Genomic DNA, 18663 nt, shown 5'->3' on the forward strand with positions numbered 1-18663 from the left:
TTATCCTTCAAATACTTCAGTAATTAAACGGGTCAGCCCGTCGAGTAAAATCAATTCTAAATTCAACGCCGAATTCGCCGATAAATCCGACCGCACTTTGCCAACAATTTGTGTCGCTTTTAATAATGCCGGGGCAGACAGTCCTTGGCTAAATTGAATGACGCCTTGTTCAATGTCTTGGCAAACCCAATCTTCGCGAATATTCAGTTTGTTTTTCAAACTGTCGCTTAAAAAAGCCGACAACCAATCCAGTTGCTGTAAGACAATTTCTTTATTAAAAAATGGCAGTAATTCCAAAGGCGAACAACGGCGATAAAACAACCAAAATTGACGTAAAAACTCCCGCCGTTGTGCCAGTAAATTTTGCTCTAACATGGCAAGCGCGAGCAGTGGTCGAGCATAATTCACCCGAAGTGCGGTCAATATATCGGATGTTTCAGCGGACGTTTGTGATTGCAACCACTGTAATGCCCTGTCGGTGTTCGGTGGTAAGAGGTTCCACACTTGGCAGCGACTGTAAATGGTTGGCAACAACGCCTTTTGCATATCGCACTGCAAAATGAAATAGGTGTTCGGACGAGGCTCTTCCAGTGTTTTTAAAATGGCGTTGGCAGCGGCTTCCGTCAAACGATGTGCCTGTTCGATATAAACGACTTTATTGCCGTTTTGCTGCGCATGTTGCGTCGCTTGTTCGTTCATGGCACGAATTTGATCCACGCCGATGTCTTTGTTCTCAATAGGCGAGATGGGCTGGAAATCCGGGTGGCTGTTGGCTTGCATTAAATGGCAGGCATGGCATTCGCCACAAGCCTCCGCCCCTTTGGGCGTTAAGCACATCAGACGTTTTGCCAACGCGGAACAAAGTTGCTCTACACCGAGACCGTCATCCGCGCGAATCAGCAGAGCGTGGTGCCCTAAAGCCTCATCAAAAGCCTGTGTGATTTTGTGATAAGTTGGCGTCAGCCAAGGGGTTAAAAGGCTCATTTTGACAGCGAAACCCACCAATTTTTGACCGCACTTTTAATGTCTGACTGCACTTGCTCAATGGATTGTTCCGCATTGATCATCACAGCTTTCGGATTGTCTTTTACCAGTTCTAAATAACGGGCACGAGTGCGGTGGAAAAAATCCAGATGTTGTTGTTCGATACGATCCAGCTCACCACGTCCTCGGGCGCGGGCTAAACCGACGGCTGGATCAATGTCTAAATACAATGTCAGATCCGGCTCAAAATCGCCCAAAACGGTTTGTTTTAAGTTAGTTAACAAAGCCTCTCCCAACTGGCGGCCACCGCCTTGGTAGGCTTGTGACGACATATCATGGCGATCACCAACGACCCATTTGCCTTGGGCGAGGGCGGGCTTAATGACATTATCCACTAATTGAATTCGGGCAGCATATAACATCAACAATTCGGCTTTGTCTGTGACTGGTTCTTCTGTTTCATGTTTAATGAGGTGGCGTAATTTTTCTGCTAACGGTGTACCACCGGGTTCACGGGTGAAGACGACATCATTAACCCCCAATTCCTTTAAGGTATCCACGACACATTGATGGGCGGTGCTTTTGCCTGCGCCTTCCAAGCCTTCAATCACGATAAATTTGCCTGCCATATTATTTCCCATTTTGTTGGCGGTACCAGCGTAAATATTCCTGCACCGCTTTATTGTGTTCATTTAAGTTTCGACTGAATTTGTGACCGCCCTTGCCGTCGGCAACGAAATAATAAAATTCCGTTTGCGCAGGATGGGCTACGGCTTGCAATGCATCTTCGCTTGGCATGGCAATCGGCGTTGGCGGTAAACCGTCAATCACATAGGTGTTATAAGGGGTTGGCGTTTCGAGATCTTTTTTACGAATATTGCCGTTGTAATCTTCACCCATGCCGTAAATCACCGTTGGATCGGTTTGGAGCTTCATTTTGGCTTTCAAACGATTGATAAATACTGAAGCCACTTGAGGACGTTCTGCGGCGATGCCGGTTTCTTTTTCTACGATAGACGCAAGAATCAACATCTCGTAAGGATCTTCTAAGGGTAAGTCCTTATCGCGCTCATTCCAGGCTTTGTCCAAGGCTTTTTTCATGCGTTCTGCTGCACGCTGCAACAGTTCTAAGTCGGTAGAGTTCGGCGTGTAATTATAGGTGTCCGGATACAACCAACCGTCGATTTTCATCCATTCATCAATCGCTTTTGAGACTTTTGGCAGTGCCAATAACTGGAAAATCTCTTGTTCGGATTTGTCTTTTAAGGTCTGCTTTAAGTGCGGTGCGTTTTCGAGACGTTTTCGCCAATTTTTAAAGGTGTTGCCTTCAATAAATTGCACGTTAAATTGTGCTTCTTTGCCGGAGTTGAGTAATTTCAGCAAATCTTCTACGGTTTTCACATCATCCAATAAATATGTGCCTGCTTTCACTTTGCTCAATTCAGGGTGTAATTTTAAGGCCCAAGGCAATAATGCGGCACTGTCCAAAATACCTTCTTGCTCTAGCAACGTGACTAATTTATTACCGGTTGTGCCACGTTCTATGGTCAATAATTGATCGTTTTGCACATTCACCGGTTGCTGCACGAATCGTTGTAGTTGTTGATATCCCCAAAAACCGGCGCCTGCCAATAAGACAACGAGGAACAAAAGAAGGAAGAAAAATTTTTTCATATGCGTGATCGTGGCGTCGTGAAAGACGTTGTAAAAATGATGATAAAAGTGGCGGGATTATAGCACGAAATTGTGTTTTTTATCGAAAAAGAGCCTTGTCGAAACAAGGCTCTGATACGCGGGATTATTTACTTTCATGGGCACTGTCGGAATCGCCGAGCAACAAGGCGTACTTCACGGTTGTTGGGCTGGCTTCTAAGGCAATTTTGAGTGCCATGGTGAGTGGCACAGACAGCAACATTCCTACTGTTCCTAGCAACCATCCCCAGAACAACAAAGACAGGAAGACCACCAGCGTGGAAAGCCCCAATTTTTTACCCATTAATCGAGGTTCAAGCACATTGCCGATAATCATGTTGATGGCAATGACACCGATAATGACTTCCAAGCCCACCACAAAACCGTTGAGTAATAATGCCTGCACGATAATCGGAACAGCAGCGATAATTGAGCCGATATTGGGAATGTAATTGAGCAGGAAACTCAGTGTTGCCCACAAAATCGCATATTGCACACCGACAATTTCCAATAAAAGCCAAATGCAAATAGCAGTTAATAAACTCATCATGGTTTTTACACCAAGGTAGCTGATAACACCTTGTAGAATACGATCTAAATAACGTTCTTGTTGGCTGATTTCCTTCGAATCACTGCTAAATACCACGGCAAATTTGTGTTTAGCATAAGGCGCTTCTAAGAGCATGAAAATAACGACTAACACCAACACGAAAATATTGGTGACTACGCCGGAAAAGCTGAGAAAAACACGACGCACAAAATTCATGATCACGCTTGGATCGAAATGCTCCATGATGCTTTTCTCGGAAATATCCAACGGGATTTTCAGACTTTGTGAAAGTGCCACTAGACTATTAACGCGTTCGCCCAATAATTGGCGATATTGCGGGATAGATTGGCTAAACTCTTGGATTGTGCTGTTAATTAAGCCGAACAGAAAGAAAAAGACGATTAAAATCAATGCTAACAACAAACCAATGGAGAGACCGTAGGGCACTTTTTTCTTGGTTAAGTAATTGAGTGACGGCGAGCAAATAATCGCAATAAACAGCGACAGTAAAAATGGCACGACAATTTCTGAAGCTGCCTTAATGCCGGCTAAAATAATCACGATAGCAGCACAGGCGACCAGTGCTTTTACTAAAGAAGCGTGTTTTTCCATTAACTAAATCGCATCCTCGTTTTCTTCGCCGGTACGGATACGAATCACCCGTTCCACTTCATACACAAAAATTTTGCCGTCTCCGATTTTGCCGGTTTGTGCCGTATCGACGATAGCGTCCAAACATTGTTCTAATAAATCATCAGGTACCACAATTTCCATTTTCACTTTCGGCAGAAAATCCACCATGTATTCGGCACCACGATACAATTCCGTATGCCCTTTTTGGCGTCCAAAACCACGGACTTCGGTGACGGTCATGCCGGTAATGCCAATGTCGGATAAGGCTTCGCGCACATCATCCAATTTAAACGGTTTAATGATTGCTTCGATTTTTTTCATTCTTGTTGCTCCTGAAAATGGTCATTAAAAATTAGCCTGTTGTGAGCGCAGACTTTATCAGATCTTGAGAGTGAAAAACACTGGAACGCATGAAAAAACATCCTAGAAAACGACCGCACTTTTATGCACTTTTCTTGCTGAGGAAATTAAATAGCATGGAGATTTTTATATAAAAAAACGGCGCTATGATTAACGCCGTTTTGGGTGAGATAAGTTATCCGATTAAAGAATTTCTAGTAATTCTACTTCAAAGACTAATGGACTAAATGGCGGGATGGCTGCGCCTGCGCCACGTTCGCCATAGGCTAATTCGTGTGGAATTGCCAAACGCCATTTAGAACCGACCGGCATCATGGAAAGCGCTTCGATCCAACCTTTGATCACGCCGTTAACCGGAAATTCAGCCGGTTGACCGCGTGCGACGGAACTGTCGAATACGGTACCGTCCGGTAATGTGCCGGTGTAGTGAACACGTACTTTATCGGTTGTGGATGGCACGTTGCCGTTACCTTCAACTAACACTTCATATTGTAAGCCGGAATCAGTGACTTTCACGCCGTCTTTTTGTTTGTTCGCCTCTAAGAAGGCTTTGCCTGCGGCTTCAATTTCTTTGAATTGCGCTTGTTGGGCTTCCGCAGCTTGTTGTTGCAATTGTTGCAACGCTTGGCTGATTTCATTGAAATCTAATGCCGGTGCATGTTGATTTAACACATCGTAAATCCCTTTTGCTACCGCTTCTGCTTTCACCGCCAATTGGCTATCCAATAATTGTTGACCGATTTGCAAACCGATACCGTAACTGCCTTTGGCTTCGGTATCGTCTAATGTCACTTGATTGAAAAATTCTGCTGTCATGTTGTTTTCCTTTCTGTTGATAAAACTATTTCATCGTGGCTAAGATTTCACCCATTCTTACCGGAACGTCCACCTCTAAATGTTCAGCTAAGGTCACGGAATTCGCCGGGAATAAGTTAATGACGGTTGAACCTAATTGGAATGCGCCCATCTCTTGGCCTTTAGTTAATTTAATGGCGTTGTCTCCTTGATATGTCCAGACTTTGATTTCACCGGTGCGCGGTGGATTAATGACGCCAGCCCAAACCGTACTCATGCTAGCAGTGATGGTCGCGCCCACGAGGATTTGTACCATTGGGCCGAACGCTGTATCAAAAACACAAATAACACGTTCATTGCGAGCGAATAAGTTTGGTACGTGTTCCGCTAAGAACGGGTTGACCGAGAATAAATCGCCCGGCACATAAATCATTTTGCGCAAGGTCGCATCGCACGGCATGTGGACGCGGTGATAATCACGCGGAGATAAATAAATCGTGGCAAATTCGCCGTTTTTAAAGGTGTTAACTAATTCTTCATCGCCGGCTAATAAATCAGATAGGCTGAAAAAATGTCCTTTGGCTTGCAATAAACGTTCATCGTCAATATGCCCGATTTGGCTCACACGACCGTCAGCAGGTAAGCAAAGTGCGGTCGGATTTTCATTGATTTTTCTCGCGTCGTCTTTTAACTCGCGAATAAAAAATTGGTTGAAGCTTTCATAATCGCTAAAGTTCTCTTTTTTTGCTTCGCTCATGTCCACGTTGTATTTCTTTGCGAAAACCTTGATCACGAAATGTGTTACCGCACCCCATTTTTGTTGGGCAAACCAACCGGCTAATTGGGTTAAATACAGTTGCGGTATAATGTATTGAAAAGCAACTTTCGCACGTTGCCAATAAGTGAATTTATTCATAATGGTTATTTTTTCTACAGTGTCAAAAAGAAGTCGGTGATTATAACAACTTATTCGGCTTGTGCAATGTATCGGCGGATTCGCCGCTTTATTCCGCGGTGAAAATCATCAAAATTGTGGCAAATGCCTCAAAAAACACAAAAAATCGGATGGGGAAGTGCAAAGCTTTAGAATTGCCTTATTTTCTAAGGTAAAATTACGACTTCTTAATTTTTGAAGCTAACCCTATGAACCAACAACAGTTATTGCAATTTGATCGTGAACATATTTGGCATCCTTATGCCGCTCTTCCACCGACCACACCGATTTATGCCGTTGAGCGTGCCGACGGTGTGATGATTACGCTTAAAGATGGTCGCCAACTGATTGACGGCATGTCCTCTTGGTGGGCAGCGTTGCATGGCTACAATCATCCGCGGTTGAATGCGGCCGCGACAAAACAGTTGGAACACATGAGCCACATTATGTTTGGCGGTTTAACGCACGAACCTGCTGTCAAATTGGCGCAAAAATTATTGCCTTTATTGCCGCAAGATTTGGAGCAAATTTTCTTTGCCGATAGTGGATCCATCGCCGTAGAAGTGGCGATGAAAATGGCGATTCAATATCAACACGCGAAAGGCGAAACCCAACGGCATAAATTCGCCACCATTCGTTCCGGTTATCATGGCGACACTTGGCATGCGATGTCGGTGTGCGATCCGGTGACCGGCATGCACGGGCTGTTTGCGAAAAGTTTGCCGGTGCAATATTTTCTCCCGCAGCCGCAAACGCCTTTTGGGCAGCCTTGGAACGAAGACGATATAAAACCCTTAGCAGATTTATTAGAAAAAAAAGGCGCAGAACTGACCGCACTTATTTTGGAACCGGTGGTGCAAGGGGCGGGGGGAATGTATTTCTATTCGCCGATGTATTTGATCCGAGCCAAGCAGCTGTGCGAACAATACGGCATCTTGCTGATTTTTGATGAAATTGCCACCGGTTTTGGGCGCACGGGAAAATTGTTTGCCGCTGAATATGCCGGCATTTCGCCGGATATTATGTGTATCGGCAAAGCACTTACAGGTGGTTATTTAACCCTGTCCGCCACTATTACCACACGCGCTATTGCACAAACCATTTGTCAGGGTGAAGCGCATTGTTTTATGCACGGCCCGACCTTTATGGCGAATCCGTTGGCTTGTGCCATTGCCGCCGAATCCATTGATGTGTTGTTGGAAAGTGATTGGCTGGGTAATGTCCAACGGATCGAAGCCCAACTGAAAGCCGAGTTACAGGTCGCAGAAAGTTTTAAATCCGTCAAAGAAGTGCGTGTTCTTGGCGCCATCGGCGTATTGGAAATGCACGAACCGGTAGATTTGGCGAGTTTGCAGGCACGTCTGGTGGCGCACGGTGTTTGGGTGCGCCCTTTCGGCAAGCTTGTCTATATCATGCCACCGTTTATTATCAGTTCAGCCCAATTATCCGCATTAACCGCTGGTATGCTGGCGGCAATTAAAGAGGAATACCATGAGTAAGTCAGATTATTTTGCCGCGCAGTTGGAAAAACTCCGTCAAAAAGAACAATATCGTCGTTTTCCGCAAATTGTGCATAAGGGAAAGTTCGTAGAGCAGAACGGGCTTTCAATGCTAAATCTGGCGTCTAATGATTATTTAGGTTTGGCGAATGACGACACCTTGCAGCAAGCGTTTCTTGAAAAACTCGCGGAAAAACGACCGCACTTTACCTCATCCTCCTCCCGTTTATTAACCGGGAATTTTCCTGAATACGAAAGCCTTGAGCAACGAATGGCGGAGGCATTTCAGCGTGAGGCCAGTTTGTTGTTTAACAGCGGTTATCACGCCAATATCGGTATTTTGCCTGCGGTAGCCAATAAACAGACGTTGATCGTGGCGGATAAACTGGTGCATGCCAGTATTATTGACGGCATCCGTTTGAGCGATGCGCCGTTTGTGCGTTATCGCCACAATGATTACGCCCATTTGTACGAGATTTTGCAAAAACAGCATCTCAACTACAAACGCATTATTGTGGTGACGGAAAGTCTGTTTAGCATGGACGGCGATTTTGCTGATTTGCCTCAATTAGTGGCATTTAAACAGCAATTCGACAATGTTATGTTGTATGTGGATGAAGCGCACGGCATTGGGGTTTACGGCGAACAGGGTTTAGGCGTTGCCGAGCAGATGAATTGCCTTCCGTACATTGATTTCTTGGTCGGCACATTCGGCAAAGCACTGGCGTCGATGGGAGCTTATGTGGTTTGCGATCAAGTGATCAAAGATTATTTAATTAACACCATGCGCCCGTTGATTTTTAGCACCGCATTACCCCCGTTTAATGTGGCGTGGACAGAATTTCTTTTTGAAAAACGACCGCACTTTCAGGCGAAACGGCAACATCTTATGCAATTAAGTGCGCGCTTACGGCAAGTCGTGGCTGAACAGTTAAATATGCCCATGCCAAGCGAAAGTCATATCGTGCCGTTGATTCTGGGCGACAACCAACGTACCGTGCAAACGGCGCAATGTCTGCAACAGCAAGGATATTACTGCTTGCCGATTCGCCCGCCAACAGTGCCTGTCGGCACCTCGCGCATTCGTTTGTCTCTCACCGCCGACATTACGCATGATGAACTTGAGCAATTTATAGAACAGTTATTTTTATGCAATATCAATTAATTAGCCAAAATCCACCAAGCCGGAATTTGATCGTTTATTTTGCCGGTTGGGGCACACCGCCTTCTGTCGTGCAACATTTAGCTATTCCACCGGCGTATGATCTATTGCTGTGTTATGACTATCGGGATTTTTCGTTGGAGTTTGATTTTTCCCGTTATGAAAATGTGCGTTTGGTGGCGTGGTCGATGGGCGTTTGGGTAGCTGAACGTGTGATGAGACAAATCCCTTTGCTTTCTGCAACCGCAATAAATGGCACAGGCTTGCCCATGCATGATGACTACGGTATTCCATGCGCCGTTTTTCAAGGCACGTTGGATACGCTAGATGAAATCAATCAAGGCAAATTCGAGCGTCGTATGTGTGGTGACAAACAGTTGTTGCAGCAATATCAATCCTTGGAAGGACGGCGTTCAATTGAAGAAATACACGTAGAATTGACCGCACTTTATGATGCGTTATCGGCAGAACATCAACATACGGCGTTACCTTGGACGAAAGCGATTATTGGTACACAAGATCGTATTTTCCCTACACAAAATCAACGAAATTATTGGCATGAACGCTGTGAGGTGAGTGAAATGGGTGGTGGACATTATCTATTCCCATTGCTACAAACTTGGGAACAGCTATGGCAATAACGCAACAACGGGTGATGCAATGTTTCAGCGCCGCCTTACCAACCTATGAACAAAATGCCATTGCTCAAAAGCAAATCACCGAAGATTTATTACAGTTGCTATTGGAGAAAGGCGGAAATCAATTTCAACGAGTGCTGGACATTGGTTGTGGTACGGGCGGCTTTACCCGTTTGCTCATGCAACATATCAACGCAACGCATTGGGATTGCAACGATTTATGCGATGTCGTCAACCACTTGGCATGTAATTTGCCACAGAAAAATTATCGTTTTTATCAAGGTTGTGGCGAGCGTCTTGATTTTGCGCATCAATATGATTTGATTGCTTCTGCCTCGACCATTCAATGGTTTGCTGATCCGCTGGCGTTTCTTCAACGTTGTTCAAATTATTTAACGCCTCACGGCATGATTTTATTTGGTACGTTTGCCCCGACCAATTTACACGAAGTTAGAGCATTAACGGGCGTCGGTTTGGATTACCCCGATTTAGCACAATGGCAGGAGACATTAACGTCAGATTTTTCCGTATTGCATTTAGAGCAAAAAGAAATTCAGTTGAAATTTGATTCGCCGTTATCGGTACTTAAACATTTGAAAGAGACCGGTGTGACGGCCACCAATAATCAAATTTGGAATTACAAGAAAGTTGCCCAATTTTGTGAGCAATATCGACAACAGTATGCTGACGAGCAAGGCTATGTCTCGTTAACTTATGTGCCGATTTTAATGTTGGCGCAGAAAAAAGAGGAAAGATGATGGGAAAGGTATTATTCGTTTCGGGAATTGATACGGACATCGGTAAATCTATCGCGACAGGGTATTACGCTAAGCATTTAATGCAGCAAGGATATTCGGTGATTACACAGAAAATGGTGCAAACGGGCTGTCAGGAGATATCGGCAGATATTGTCGTGCACCGAAAAATTCAAGGCATTGCGTTAACTGAGGAAGATCGTCAGGGCATCACATGTCCTTATTTGTTTGATTATCCCTGCTCGCCTCACATGGCCGCACGTTTGCAACAGACGTGTATTGATGAAAAAATCATTGAAAAATCCACCGCACTTTTGGCGCAAAACTATGATTATGTTTTGCTGGAGGGCGCGGGCGGCTTGATGGTGCCTTATTCCGAGGAGAAAACCACGTTGGATTACCTTGCGGCGCATGGGTATCCGTTAATTCTGGTGACTTCCGGCAGACTGGGGAGTATTAATCACACTTTGCTCAGCCTTGAGGCGTGCGCTCAGCGAAAAATTAGCGTAGAGGCATTGATTTATAATCTGTATCCGCCGGCTGACGAATTGATTACTCAAGATACACAACAATATCTGCGCAGTTACTTAGCCAAACGCTTTCCGGAGACAAAATTTATGTTGATGGAGAAAATCGATTTTTAGCGCTGATTTTCACGCTTGGAACGATAATTTCCTTTGACTATTTTTTTTTCAAAGGGTAATATGCGCTCCCTATGCAAAAGGTAAAACTACCCCTAACTGTTGATCCGGTAAAGGACGCGCAACGAAGATTGGATTATCAGGGTTATTACTCCGCTAATCAATTAAGTCGTCTTGCCGAATCGGTCAGTAAAGTGCTCAGCGATGCACAGGTTACATTATCGTTCTTTGTTGATCCGCAAAAATTGGTTGTCATGAAAGGTCATGCCAAGGTTGATGTTGAATTAAATTGTCAGCGTTGTGGCGAACCTTTCGTTCAAACCGTTGATTGTGCGTTTTGTTACAGTCCGGTGGCTAATTTGGATCAAATTGATGTATTGCCGGAAATCTATGAGCCAGTTGAATTCAATGAATTCGGTGAAATAGATTTACTTGGAACAATTGAAGATGAACTCATTTTGAGTTTGCCGATTGTGCCAATGCATTCATCTGAACACTGTGAAGTGTCCGTGGCTGAACAGGTTTTTGGCGAATTGCCGGAAGAATTGGCAAAAAAACCGAACCCGTTCGCTGTATTAGCTAATTTAAAGCAAAAATAATTTAGGAGTATAGCCAATGGCTGTTCAACAAAATAAAAAATCCCGTTCACGTCGTGATATGCGTCGTTCTCACGATGCGTTAACAACTGCTGCAGTATCCGTTGATAAAGCAAGTGGTGAAACTCATTTGCGTCACCATGTAACCGCTGACGGTTACTATCGTGGTCGTAAAGTGATTAACAAGTAATTATCTCAATTACATAAAGGTAATCACTTGAGTCGTCTAACCCTTGCGTTAGATGCGATGGGCGGGGACATTGGTCCCCGTATTACTATCCCAGCATCCATTTTAGCCTTGGAACGAGATCCAACGCTTTCTCTCTTATTGTTTGGCGATCGCCAACAAATTCTTCCGCTTTTATCCTCTGCTCCCAACAGTATTCGTCAACGTTGTGACATTGTTCATTGTGCTCGTGTGATTGATAGTCGTCAGGGTATTTCCTACGCCTTGCGCCATAGCAAAGAGACCTCTATGCGTTTGGCAATTGAAGCAGTACAAAAAGGGGATGCGCAGGCCTGTGTGAGTGCCGGTGATACAGCAGCTTTGATGGGCTTATCGAAAATCTTATTGCAACCTCTGGAAGGTATCCATCGTCCGGCACTGATTTCTACGATCCCAACAGTGACAGGTGAGCGTTCGATTATGTTGGATCTGGGGGCGAATGTTGAGTGCGATGCCGAAAACTTGTATCAATTTGCCTTGATGGGTGCCATTTTTGCAGAAAATACCCTCAATTTAGTTTATCCGCGTATTGCGTTATTGAATATTGGTATTGAGGCAGTGAAAGGATACAAATCCATCCGGGATGCGGCAGATTTACTGAAAAAAGACACCGCACTTAATTACATTGGATTCCTTGAAGGCAATTTTTTACTCAATGGCAAGGCGGATGTGATTGTGACAGATGGCTTTGCCGGCAATGTTGCGCTGAAAACCTTGGAAGGCGCGGCAAAGAACGTGATTTCTCTACTGAAAAGTGATAAGAAAAAGAGTATATTAAGTCACGTTTTTGGGTATTTAATTAAATATCTTTTCAAAGATAAATACCAACGATTAAAGCAAATCAACCCTGATCAATATAATGGCGCATCGCTTATCGGTTTGACTTCTGTTGTGGTGAAAAGTCACGGAAGTGCAAATATAGAGGCATTTGCTTATGCTATTGCCGATGCGGCATTACAAGCTCGACGTCAAATTCCACAAAAAATTTTGGCGGGCTTAAATAAAAATGAAATATTAATGAAGTAGTGAGTTCCCTCGCTATTATTTTTAACGAGATGACTATGTTTAGCAAAATTTTATCGACAGGTAGCTATTTACCCCAACATATTCGTACCAATGCCGATTTAGAAAAAATGGTAGATACTTCAGATGAGTGGATTGTTACCCGTTCCGGTATTCGTGAACGTCGCATTGCAGCACCGGATGAAACCGTCTCTACCATGGGATTTGAAGCAGCCCAAAAAGCCATTGAAGCGGCAAACATCAATCCACAGGAAATTGATCTTATTTTAGTGGCGACAACCAGCAACTCTCATGCTTATCCAAGCGCAGCTTGCCAAATTCAAGGTATGTTGGAGATTGATGATGCCATTGCGTTTGATTTAGCGGCGGCTTGTACCGGCTTTGTGTATGCGTTAGGAGTCGCTGATCAATTTATTCGTACCGGCAAAGTGAAAAAAGCGCTCGTGATCGGTTCTGATTTAAATTCCCGTAAGTTAGATGAAACAGATCGTAGCACTGTCGTGTTATTTGGTGATGGTGCAGGTGCGGTTATTTTGGAAGCATCGGAACAAGAAGGGATCATTTCTACCCATTTACACGCCTCAGCAGATAAAAATGCCGCATTGTTACTTCCTCAGCCTGAGCGTGGCGTGGCAAAATCCGGTTATATCGAAATGCAAGGCAATGAAACCTTTAAATTGGCTGTGCGTGAACTTTCTAATGTGGTGGAAGAAACCCTTGCTGCCAATAATTTAGATAAAAAAGACATTGATTGGTTGGTACCTCACCAAGCTAATTTACGTATTATTTCGGCGACCGCGAAAAAATTAGATATGGATATGTCGCAAGTGGTGGTCACGCTGGATCGTTATGCCAATAACAGTGCGGCAACCGTGCCTGTCGCATTGGATGAAGCGGTGCGTGATGGACGTATTCAGCGTGGTCAGTTGCTCCTCCTTGAAGCCTTTGGCGGTGGTTGGACTTGGGGTTCGGCTTTAGTGAGATTTTAGATAATCTGTTATCATTCAGAAAAAAGTGCGGTTATTTTTGACCGCACTTTTCGACTGTAACGCATATCGGAATAAATTGATTTATTTTTTAATATAGGTAAGACACATGAAAAAATTTGCAATGGTTTTCCCAGGACAAGGTTCACAAACGGTGGGAATGTTAGCGGAATTAGCCGGCGACTACCCAATTGTACAAGAAACTTTTAAACAAGCTTCAGAAGTATTGGGATATGATTTGTGGCAATTAGTGCAGGAAGGCCCTGCGGAAGAATTAAACAAAACATGGCAAACGCAGCCAGCGTTATTAACCGCATCTGTGGCTGTTTATCGTGTATGGCAACAAAAATACCCGGCATTAAAACCAGAGGTGATGGCTGGTCATAGCTTAGGTGAATATTCTGCGTTGGTGTGTGCCGGTGTGTTAGATTTCCAAGATGCAGTTAAATTGGTGGAGTTGCGTGGTAAGCTTATGCAACAAGCCGTGCCGGAAGGTACTGGGGCGATGTACGCGATCATTGGTTTAGACAATGACGCGATTATTAACGCCTGCAAACAAGCAGAACAAGGCGAAGTGGTTTCCGCCGTGAACTTCAATTCACCGGGACAAGTCGTGATTGCCGGTGCGAAAGCGGCGGTAGAACGTGCGGCTGCATTATGTAAAGAAGCCGGGGCTAAACGTGCATTACCGCTAGCGGTGAGCGTGCCTTCACATTGTGCTTTAATGAAACCGGCAGCAGATCAATTATCCGTTTCCTTAGAAAGTATCACATTAAAAGAAGCCAGCGTTTCTGTTTTAAATAACGTAGATGTAAAAAATGAAATTGAAGCCGATGCGATTCGAAATGCCTTAGTTCGCCAACTTTATAGCCCGGTACGTTGGACAGAAACCGTAGAAAAAATGGCACAAAACGGCGTCGAAGTGTTAGTGGAAGTGGGTCCGGGTAAAGTGTTAAACGGGTTAACGAAACGCATCGTGGATTCCTTACAAGCGATTTCTGTAAATGATGTGAAATCCCTCGATTCCGTCGAAGAAGTATTAGCATAGTAGTGAAAAGGAGAGAAAGTTATGCAAGGTAAAATTGCATTAGTGACAGGTGCAACCCGTGGTATTGGTCGTGCAGTAGCCGAAGAATTAGTATCAAAAGGCGCTTTTGTTATCGGTACGGCGACGTCAGAGAAAGGCGCTGAAAGTATTTCTGCCTATTTAGGTGAGAAAGGAAAAGGATTGGTATTAAATGTTGCCGATCAAGCTTCCATTGATGCGGTATTGGAACAGATCAAACAAGAGTTTGGCGACATTGATATTTTAGTGAATAATGCCGGTATTACCCGTGATAATTTGTTAATGCGCATGAAAGATGAAGAATGGTTTGATATTTTACAAACTAACTTGAGTTCTGTTTATCATCTTTCTAAAGCGATGCTTCGCACCATGATGAAAAAACGTTTCGGGCGTATCATCAACATTGGTTCTGTCGTGGGCTCCATGGGGAATGCCGGTCAGACGAATTATTGTGCAGCAAAAGCCGGTTTAATCGGTTTCAGTAAAGCGTTGGCAAAAGAAGTGGCTTCCCGTGGTATTACGGTAAACGTTGTGGCACCAGGCTTTATTGCGACCGATATGACAGACGTATTAAGTGAAGAGTTAAAAAATAACTTATTAACTCAAATCCCCGCAGGCCGTTTAGGTGAGCCGAAAGATATCGCCAAAGCCGTGGCATTCCTAGCCTCTGAGGATGCGTCTTATATTAACGGTACAACGTTGCATGTTAATGGCGGCATGTACATGAGCTAACCGCTATTTAGCAAAAGGTTACTCGCAGCAAAGCGGATAAAAGCAATAGCCAAACGTGTGGCTTAGTGTTAAAATCCCCTCGCAATGTAACTTGGTTAGGTCATTCAAGGGTTCGTGGAAGACGTAACTATTTTTTCACTGTATGGTTTTGTGAAAATTCAATGTTTTTGAGGTTTGACCTCTCACCGGAAATATTGCAAATTTTTTACAAATACATACACTACTTAACTTATCGCAATGAGCGTAAACTTAAACATAGGAAGAAACAAATGAGCATTGAAGAACGCGTAAAAAAAATCATCGTTGAACAATTAGGCGTGAAAGAAGAAGATGTAAAATCTGAAGCGTCTTTCGTTGAAGATTTAGGTGCGGATTCTTTAGATACTGTTGAATTAGTTATGGCTTTAGAAGAAGAATTCGATATCGAAATTCCAGATGAAGAAGCTGAAAAAATCACAACAGTTCAATCAGCAATTGATTACGTTCAAAACAATCAATAATTGATTTTCTAAATTTAGGCGGTTTTTATAACCGCCTAAATTTTATCTCGCGTTACCTTATCCCCCTCATAAAAGACTCCGTAAAAACTTACCGCACTTTATTGAAATTTTTCTTGAAATCAGTAAACTAGCGCACAATTTTTTGGCCTTATTTTATGCAAGCTAAAAAATCACTTCTTTATAAACTTTAAATGTTACCTGTGAGTAACAGAAGGACAATTCAACATGACTACAAAAGTAAATAGCTATGGCTGGAAGGCCTTGCTAGGCTCTGCCGTCGGCTATGCGATGGACGGTTTCGATCTTCTTATTCTCGGTTTTATGTTAAGTGCCATCTCTGCCGATTTGGGGTTAACCCCGGCGCAAGGCGGTTCTTTAGTAACTTGGACATTGATTGGTGCTGTTTTTGGTGGCATCGTTTTCGGTGCATTAAGTGATAAATATGGCCGTGTGCGCGTGTTAACCTGGACGATCATTCTTTTTGCCGTATTCACCGGTTTATGTGCATTGGCGCAAGGTTATTGGGATTTGCTGATTTATCGCACCATTGCCGGTATCGGTTTAGGCGGAGAATTTGGGATCGGCATGGCATTAGCGGCGGAGGCTTGGCCTGCGCGCCATCGTGCCAAGGCTGCTTCCTATGTGGCGCTTGGTTGGCAGGTCGGCGTGTTGGGGGCAGCATTGTTAACTCCGTTACTATTGCCGCAAATTGGTTGGCGTGGCATGTTTGTGGTGGGCATCTTCCCGGCATTTGTGGCGTGGTATTTACGCGCCCGTTTGCATGAACCTGAAATTTTTGTGCAAAAACAGACCGAACTTCCAAAACCAACAAATCGTTGGGCATCTAAATTGGAGTCATTCAAGTTATTAGTGAAAGATAAAGCCACAGCCAAAGTCAGTTTGGGTGTGGTTATCTTGACCTCCGTACAAAACTTTGGTTATTACGGCATTATGATTTGGATGCCGAATTTTCTCTCCAAACAACTTGGTTTTAGCTTGACGAAATCAGGCGTATGGACGGCAGTGACCGTTTGCGGCATGATGGCGGGCATTTGGATTTTCGGGCGTTTGGCCGATCATATTGGACGTAAACCGAGTTTCTTATTGTTCCAAGCTGGGGCTGTGGTCAGTATCATCGCCTATTCTCAATTAACAGATCCGAATACCATGTTAATTGCTGGTGCGTTCTTAGGGATGTTTGTAAACGGCATGATGGGCGGCTACGGTGCTTTAATGGCAGAAGCTTATCCAACTCAAGCACGCGCTACTGCGCAAAACGTGTTGTTTAACTTGGGGCGTGCGGTGGGCGGCTTTGGCCCGGTAGCGGTGGGTGCCGTGGTTTCCGCGTATTCTTTCCAAACTGCTATTGCCTTTTTAGCGGTGATTTATGTCATCGATATGTTAGCAACAGTGTGTTTAGTGCCGGAATTAAAAGGCAAAGAATTGCATTAATGTGATGAAAGTGCGGTTGAAAAATGAAATATTTTTTCATCGCATTTTTTAGATTCATAAAATGGTTGTAAACAAAAAGCCGCTTTTGATTATGTCAAAAGCGGCTTTTTCGTTGAAAGTGCGGTGAGAATTATGAGCGTTTCATGATCTCAAAGAATTCTTCGTTGGTTTTCGCCACGGCGAGTTTATCGATAAGGAATTCCATCGCTTCCACTTCTCCCATTGGGTTAAGGATTTTGCGGAGGATCCACATTTTTTGTAGCTCGTCAGGGGTGGTCAGCAAGTCTTCTTTTCGGGTACCTGAACGGTTAAAGTCAATAGCCGGGAACACACGTTTTTCCGCGATTTTACGGGAAAGATGTAATTCCATGTTACCTGTGCCCTTAAATTCTTCGAAGATCACTTCGTCCATTTTGGAGCCGGTATCGACTAATGCGGTGGCGATAATCGTTAAGCTGCCGCCTTCTTCCACGTTACGCGCTGCGCCGAAGAAACGTTTGGGGCGGTGTAATGCGTTGGCGTCCACACCACCGGATAAAATCTTACCGGATGCCGGTGTGACGGTGTTATAAGCGCGCGCTAAACGGGTGATAGAGTCGAGTAAAATCACCACATCTTTTTTGTGTTCTACAGAACGTTTGGCTTTTTCGATCACCATTTCAGCCACTTGAACGTGACGGGTTGCCGGTTCATCGAAAGTAGAGGCAATGACTTCGCCTTTGACGGAACGTTGCATTTCCGTAACCTCTTCCGGGCGCTCATCGATCAGTAACACGATAAGTTCTACATCAGGGTAGTTGTGGGTAATGCTTTGCGCAATATTTTGCAACAACATGGTTTTACCCGCTTTCGGTGGCGCGACGATCAAACCACGTTGGCCTTTCCCGATAGGGGCGGCTAAATCTAAAATTCGGGCGGTTAAATCTTCGGTAGAGCCGTTGCCACGTTCCATTCTTAAACGGGAATTGGCATGTAATGGCGTTAAGTTTTCGAAAAGGATTTTGCTGCGGGAGACTTCCGGTTTGTCGTCATTGACTTGGTCAACTTTAAGGAGGGCAAAGTAGCGTTCGCCTTCTTTTGGCGGTCGAATTTTCCCTTCGATTTTATCCCCGGTTTGCAAATTGAAACGACGAATTTGGCTTGGGCTGACGTAAATATCATCGGGACCGGCTAAATAGGAACTGTCTGCTGAACGTAGAAAACCGAAACCGTCCGGCAAAATTTCTAAAACGCCACCACCGAAAATATCTTCTCCGCCTTTCGCGTGTTGTTTCAAAATGGCAAAAACAATGTCTTGTTTGCGTAAACGGGCTAAATTTTCTAAACCCATTTGGTCTTCGCCGAGTTTCACGAGATCGGAAACGGGCATATTTTTAAGTTCTGTAAGATGCATAATTAATTTGAAAGTTATTTAGATTAGATGAATTAGAAATAAATGA

At 44.1% G+C, this 18663-nt stretch carries 21 protein-coding genes; 13 read left to right on the forward strand and 8 right to left on the reverse strand.

Translation table 11 applies throughout. From position 1 onward, the window contains the following. The 7 genes from J5A60_RS01580 to asd form a co-directional block, all read right to left on the reverse strand. Positions 1–984, reverse strand: a complete 984-nt coding sequence (locus J5A60_RS01580; RefSeq protein ID WP_109128419.1) for a DNA polymerase III subunit delta' — start codon at positions 982–984, stop codon at positions 1–3. Continuing rightward, positions 981–1613 carry a dTMP kinase gene (gene tmk, locus J5A60_RS01585; protein WP_109128420.1) on the reverse strand — a complete coding sequence of 211 codons (633 nt, stop codon included), beginning with the start codon at positions 1611–1613 and terminating at the stop codon, positions 981–983. The genes J5A60_RS01580 and tmk overlap by 4 nt, the downstream gene beginning before the upstream one ends. A gap of 1 nt (position 1614) precedes the next feature. Further along, positions 1615–2658 (reverse strand): endolytic transglycosylase MltG, encoded by a 1044-nt coding sequence (gene mltG, locus J5A60_RS01590; protein WP_109128421.1) that lies wholly within the window; start codon positions 2656–2658, stop codon positions 1615–1617. Positions 2659–2782: 124 nt separating this feature from the next. After that, positions 2783–3838 carry an AI-2E family transporter gene (locus J5A60_RS01595; protein WP_109128422.1) on the reverse strand — a complete coding sequence of 352 codons (1056 nt, stop codon included), beginning with the start codon at positions 3836–3838 and terminating at the stop codon, positions 2783–2785. A 3-nt stretch (positions 3839–3841) separates the two neighbouring features. After that, the gene (gene glnB, locus J5A60_RS01600; RefSeq protein ID WP_006716923.1) at positions 3842–4180 is read right to left on the reverse strand and encodes a nitrogen regulatory protein P-II; all 339 of its coding nucleotides are present in this window, start codon (positions 4178–4180) and stop codon (positions 3842–3844) included. A gap of 222 nt (positions 4181–4402) precedes the next feature. Next, positions 4403–5035 (reverse strand): FKBP-type peptidyl-prolyl cis-trans isomerase, encoded by a 633-nt coding sequence (locus tag J5A60_RS01605; protein WP_006716926.1) that lies wholly within the window; start codon positions 5033–5035, stop codon positions 4403–4405. Positions 5036–5060: 25 nt separating this feature from the next. After that, positions 5061–5930 (reverse strand): archaetidylserine decarboxylase, encoded by an 870-nt coding sequence (gene asd, locus J5A60_RS01610; RefSeq protein WP_212510351.1) that lies wholly within the window; start codon positions 5928–5930, stop codon positions 5061–5063. A gap of 227 nt (positions 5931–6157) precedes the next feature. Between asd and bioA the strand changes: the two genes are divergently transcribed. The 13 genes from bioA to J5A60_RS01675 all read left to right on the forward strand — a co-directional run bounded on the left by bioA (position 6158) and on the right by J5A60_RS01675 (position 17224). After that, a complete protein-coding gene (gene bioA, locus J5A60_RS01615) occupies positions 6158–7447 on the forward strand; it encodes an adenosylmethionine--8-amino-7-oxononanoate transaminase (RefSeq protein ID WP_212510352.1) in 1290 nt (429 codons plus the stop codon). Further along, positions 7440–8612 carry an 8-amino-7-oxononanoate synthase gene (locus J5A60_RS01620; protein ID WP_212510353.1) on the forward strand — a complete coding sequence of 391 codons (1173 nt, stop codon included), beginning with the start codon at positions 7440–7442 and terminating at the stop codon, positions 8610–8612. Before bioA ends, J5A60_RS01620 begins: the two co-directional genes overlap by 8 nt. Next, positions 8597–9250, forward strand: coding sequence for a DUF452 family protein (locus J5A60_RS01625; protein ID WP_212510354.1), 654 nt, complete (start codon positions 8597–8599; stop codon positions 9248–9250). Before J5A60_RS01620 ends, J5A60_RS01625 begins: the two co-directional genes overlap by 16 nt. Beyond that, positions 9241–10005 carry a malonyl-ACP O-methyltransferase BioC gene (bioC, locus tag J5A60_RS01630; protein ID WP_212510355.1) on the forward strand — a complete coding sequence of 255 codons (765 nt, stop codon included), beginning with the start codon at positions 9241–9243 and terminating at the stop codon, positions 10003–10005. The genes J5A60_RS01625 and bioC overlap by 10 nt, the downstream gene beginning before the upstream one ends. Next, positions 10005–10646, forward strand: a complete 642-nt coding sequence (gene bioD, locus J5A60_RS01635; protein WP_212510731.1) for a dethiobiotin synthase — start codon at positions 10005–10007, stop codon at positions 10644–10646. The genes bioC and bioD overlap by 1 nt, the downstream gene beginning before the upstream one ends. Positions 10647–10717: 71 nt before the next feature. Next, positions 10718–11242: a 23S rRNA accumulation protein YceD gene (gene yceD, locus J5A60_RS01640; protein ID WP_048749912.1), complete on the forward strand. Its 525-nt coding sequence runs from the start codon at positions 10718–10720 to the stop codon at positions 11240–11242. Positions 11243–11258: 16 nt separating this feature from the next. Continuing rightward, positions 11259–11429 carry a 50S ribosomal protein L32 gene (gene rpmF / locus J5A60_RS01645; protein ID WP_005544470.1) on the forward strand — a complete coding sequence of 57 codons (171 nt, stop codon included), beginning with the start codon at positions 11259–11261 and terminating at the stop codon, positions 11427–11429. Positions 11430–11456: 27 nt separating this feature from the next. Further along, entirely contained in the window at positions 11457–12491 is a 1035-nt protein-coding gene (plsX, locus tag J5A60_RS01650) for a phosphate acyltransferase PlsX (RefSeq protein ID WP_048749910.1), read from the forward strand. A 35-nt stretch (positions 12492–12526) separates the two neighbouring features. Then, entirely contained in the window at positions 12527–13477 is a 951-nt protein-coding gene (locus J5A60_RS01655; RefSeq protein ID WP_032997759.1) for a beta-ketoacyl-ACP synthase III, read from the forward strand. A gap of 106 nt (positions 13478–13583) precedes the next feature. Continuing rightward, entirely contained in the window at positions 13584–14522 is a 939-nt protein-coding gene (fabD, locus tag J5A60_RS01660) for an ACP S-malonyltransferase (RefSeq protein WP_212510356.1), read from the forward strand. A gap of 21 nt (positions 14523–14543) precedes the next feature. Beyond that, positions 14544–15272 (forward strand): 3-oxoacyl-ACP reductase FabG, encoded by a 729-nt coding sequence (gene fabG / locus J5A60_RS01665; protein ID WP_111295745.1) that lies wholly within the window; start codon positions 14544–14546, stop codon positions 15270–15272. A gap of 269 nt (positions 15273–15541) precedes the next feature. Next, positions 15542–15772, forward strand: coding sequence for an acyl carrier protein (acpP, locus tag J5A60_RS01670; protein ID WP_005627318.1), 231 nt, complete (start codon positions 15542–15544; stop codon positions 15770–15772). A 225-nt stretch (positions 15773–15997) separates the two neighbouring features. Further along, entirely contained in the window at positions 15998–17224 is a 1227-nt protein-coding gene (locus tag J5A60_RS01675) for an MFS transporter (protein WP_212510357.1), read from the forward strand. A 130-nt stretch (positions 17225–17354) separates the two neighbouring features. Here the strand turns inward: J5A60_RS01675 and rho are convergent, their stop codons facing one another. Beyond that, the gene (gene rho / locus J5A60_RS01680; RefSeq protein WP_212510358.1) at positions 17355–18617 is read right to left on the reverse strand and encodes a transcription termination factor Rho; all 1263 of its coding nucleotides are present in this window, start codon (positions 18615–18617) and stop codon (positions 17355–17357) included. Positions 18618–18663 lie beyond the last annotated feature (46 nt).

It is taken from the genome of Aggregatibacter sp. oral taxon 513, from assembly GCF_018128305.1.
Lineage (GTDB): Bacteria > Pseudomonadota > Gammaproteobacteria > Enterobacterales > Pasteurellaceae > Aggregatibacter > Aggregatibacter segnis_A.

Excerpts from the sequence above, each read along its gene's own strand:
- J5A60_RS01655 (WP_032997759.1), top strand. The coding sequence starts at position 12,527 with ATGTTTAGCAAAATTTTATCGACAGGTAGCTATTTACCCCAACATATT.
- bioC (WP_212510355.1), top strand. The coding sequence starts at position 9,241 with ATGGCAATAACGCAACAACGGGTGATGCAATGTTTCAGCGCCGCCTTA.
- acpP (WP_005627318.1), top strand. The coding sequence starts at position 15,542 with ATGAGCATTGAAGAACGCGTAAAAAAAATCATCGTTGAACAATTAGGC.
- fabD (WP_212510356.1), top strand. The coding sequence starts at position 13,584 with ATGAAAAAATTTGCAATGGTTTTCCCAGGACAAGGTTCACAAACGGTG.
- rho (WP_212510358.1), bottom strand. The coding sequence starts at position 18,617 with ATGCATCTTACAGAACTTAAAAATATGCCCGTTTCCGATCTCGTGAAA.
- J5A60_RS01675 (WP_212510357.1), top strand. The coding sequence starts at position 15,998 with ATGACTACAAAAGTAAATAGCTATGGCTGGAAGGCCTTGCTAGGCTCT.
- J5A60_RS01605 (WP_006716926.1), bottom strand. The coding sequence starts at position 5,035 with ATGACAGCAGAATTTTTCAATCAAGTGACATTAGACGATACCGAAGCC.
- yceD (WP_048749912.1), top strand. The coding sequence starts at position 10,718 with ATGCAAAAGGTAAAACTACCCCTAACTGTTGATCCGGTAAAGGACGCG.
- tmk (WP_109128420.1), bottom strand. The coding sequence starts at position 1,613 with ATGGCAGGCAAATTTATCGTGATTGAAGGCTTGGAAGGCGCAGGCAAA.
- bioD (WP_212510731.1), top strand. The coding sequence starts at position 10,005 with ATGGGAAAGGTATTATTCGTTTCGGGAATTGATACGGACATCGGTAAA.
- J5A60_RS01580 (WP_109128419.1), bottom strand. The coding sequence starts at position 984 with ATGAGCCTTTTAACCCCTTGGCTGACGCCAACTTATCACAAAATCACA.
- glnB (WP_006716923.1), bottom strand. The coding sequence starts at position 4,180 with ATGAAAAAAATCGAAGCAATCATTAAACCGTTTAAATTGGATGATGTG.
- mltG (WP_109128421.1), bottom strand. The coding sequence starts at position 2,658 with ATGAAAAAATTTTTCTTCCTTCTTTTGTTCCTCGTTGTCTTATTGGCA.
- fabG (WP_111295745.1), top strand. The coding sequence starts at position 14,544 with ATGCAAGGTAAAATTGCATTAGTGACAGGTGCAACCCGTGGTATTGGT.
- asd (WP_212510351.1), bottom strand. The coding sequence starts at position 5,930 with ATGAATAAATTCACTTATTGGCAACGTGCGAAAGTTGCTTTTCAATAC.
- J5A60_RS01625 (WP_212510354.1), top strand. The coding sequence starts at position 8,597 with ATGCAATATCAATTAATTAGCCAAAATCCACCAAGCCGGAATTTGATC.
- J5A60_RS01620 (WP_212510353.1), top strand. The coding sequence starts at position 7,440 with ATGAGTAAGTCAGATTATTTTGCCGCGCAGTTGGAAAAACTCCGTCAA.
- rpmF (WP_005544470.1), top strand. The coding sequence starts at position 11,259 with ATGGCTGTTCAACAAAATAAAAAATCCCGTTCACGTCGTGATATGCGT.
- J5A60_RS01595 (WP_109128422.1), bottom strand. The coding sequence starts at position 3,838 with ATGGAAAAACACGCTTCTTTAGTAAAAGCACTGGTCGCCTGTGCTGCT.
- bioA (WP_212510352.1), top strand. The coding sequence starts at position 6,158 with ATGAACCAACAACAGTTATTGCAATTTGATCGTGAACATATTTGGCAT.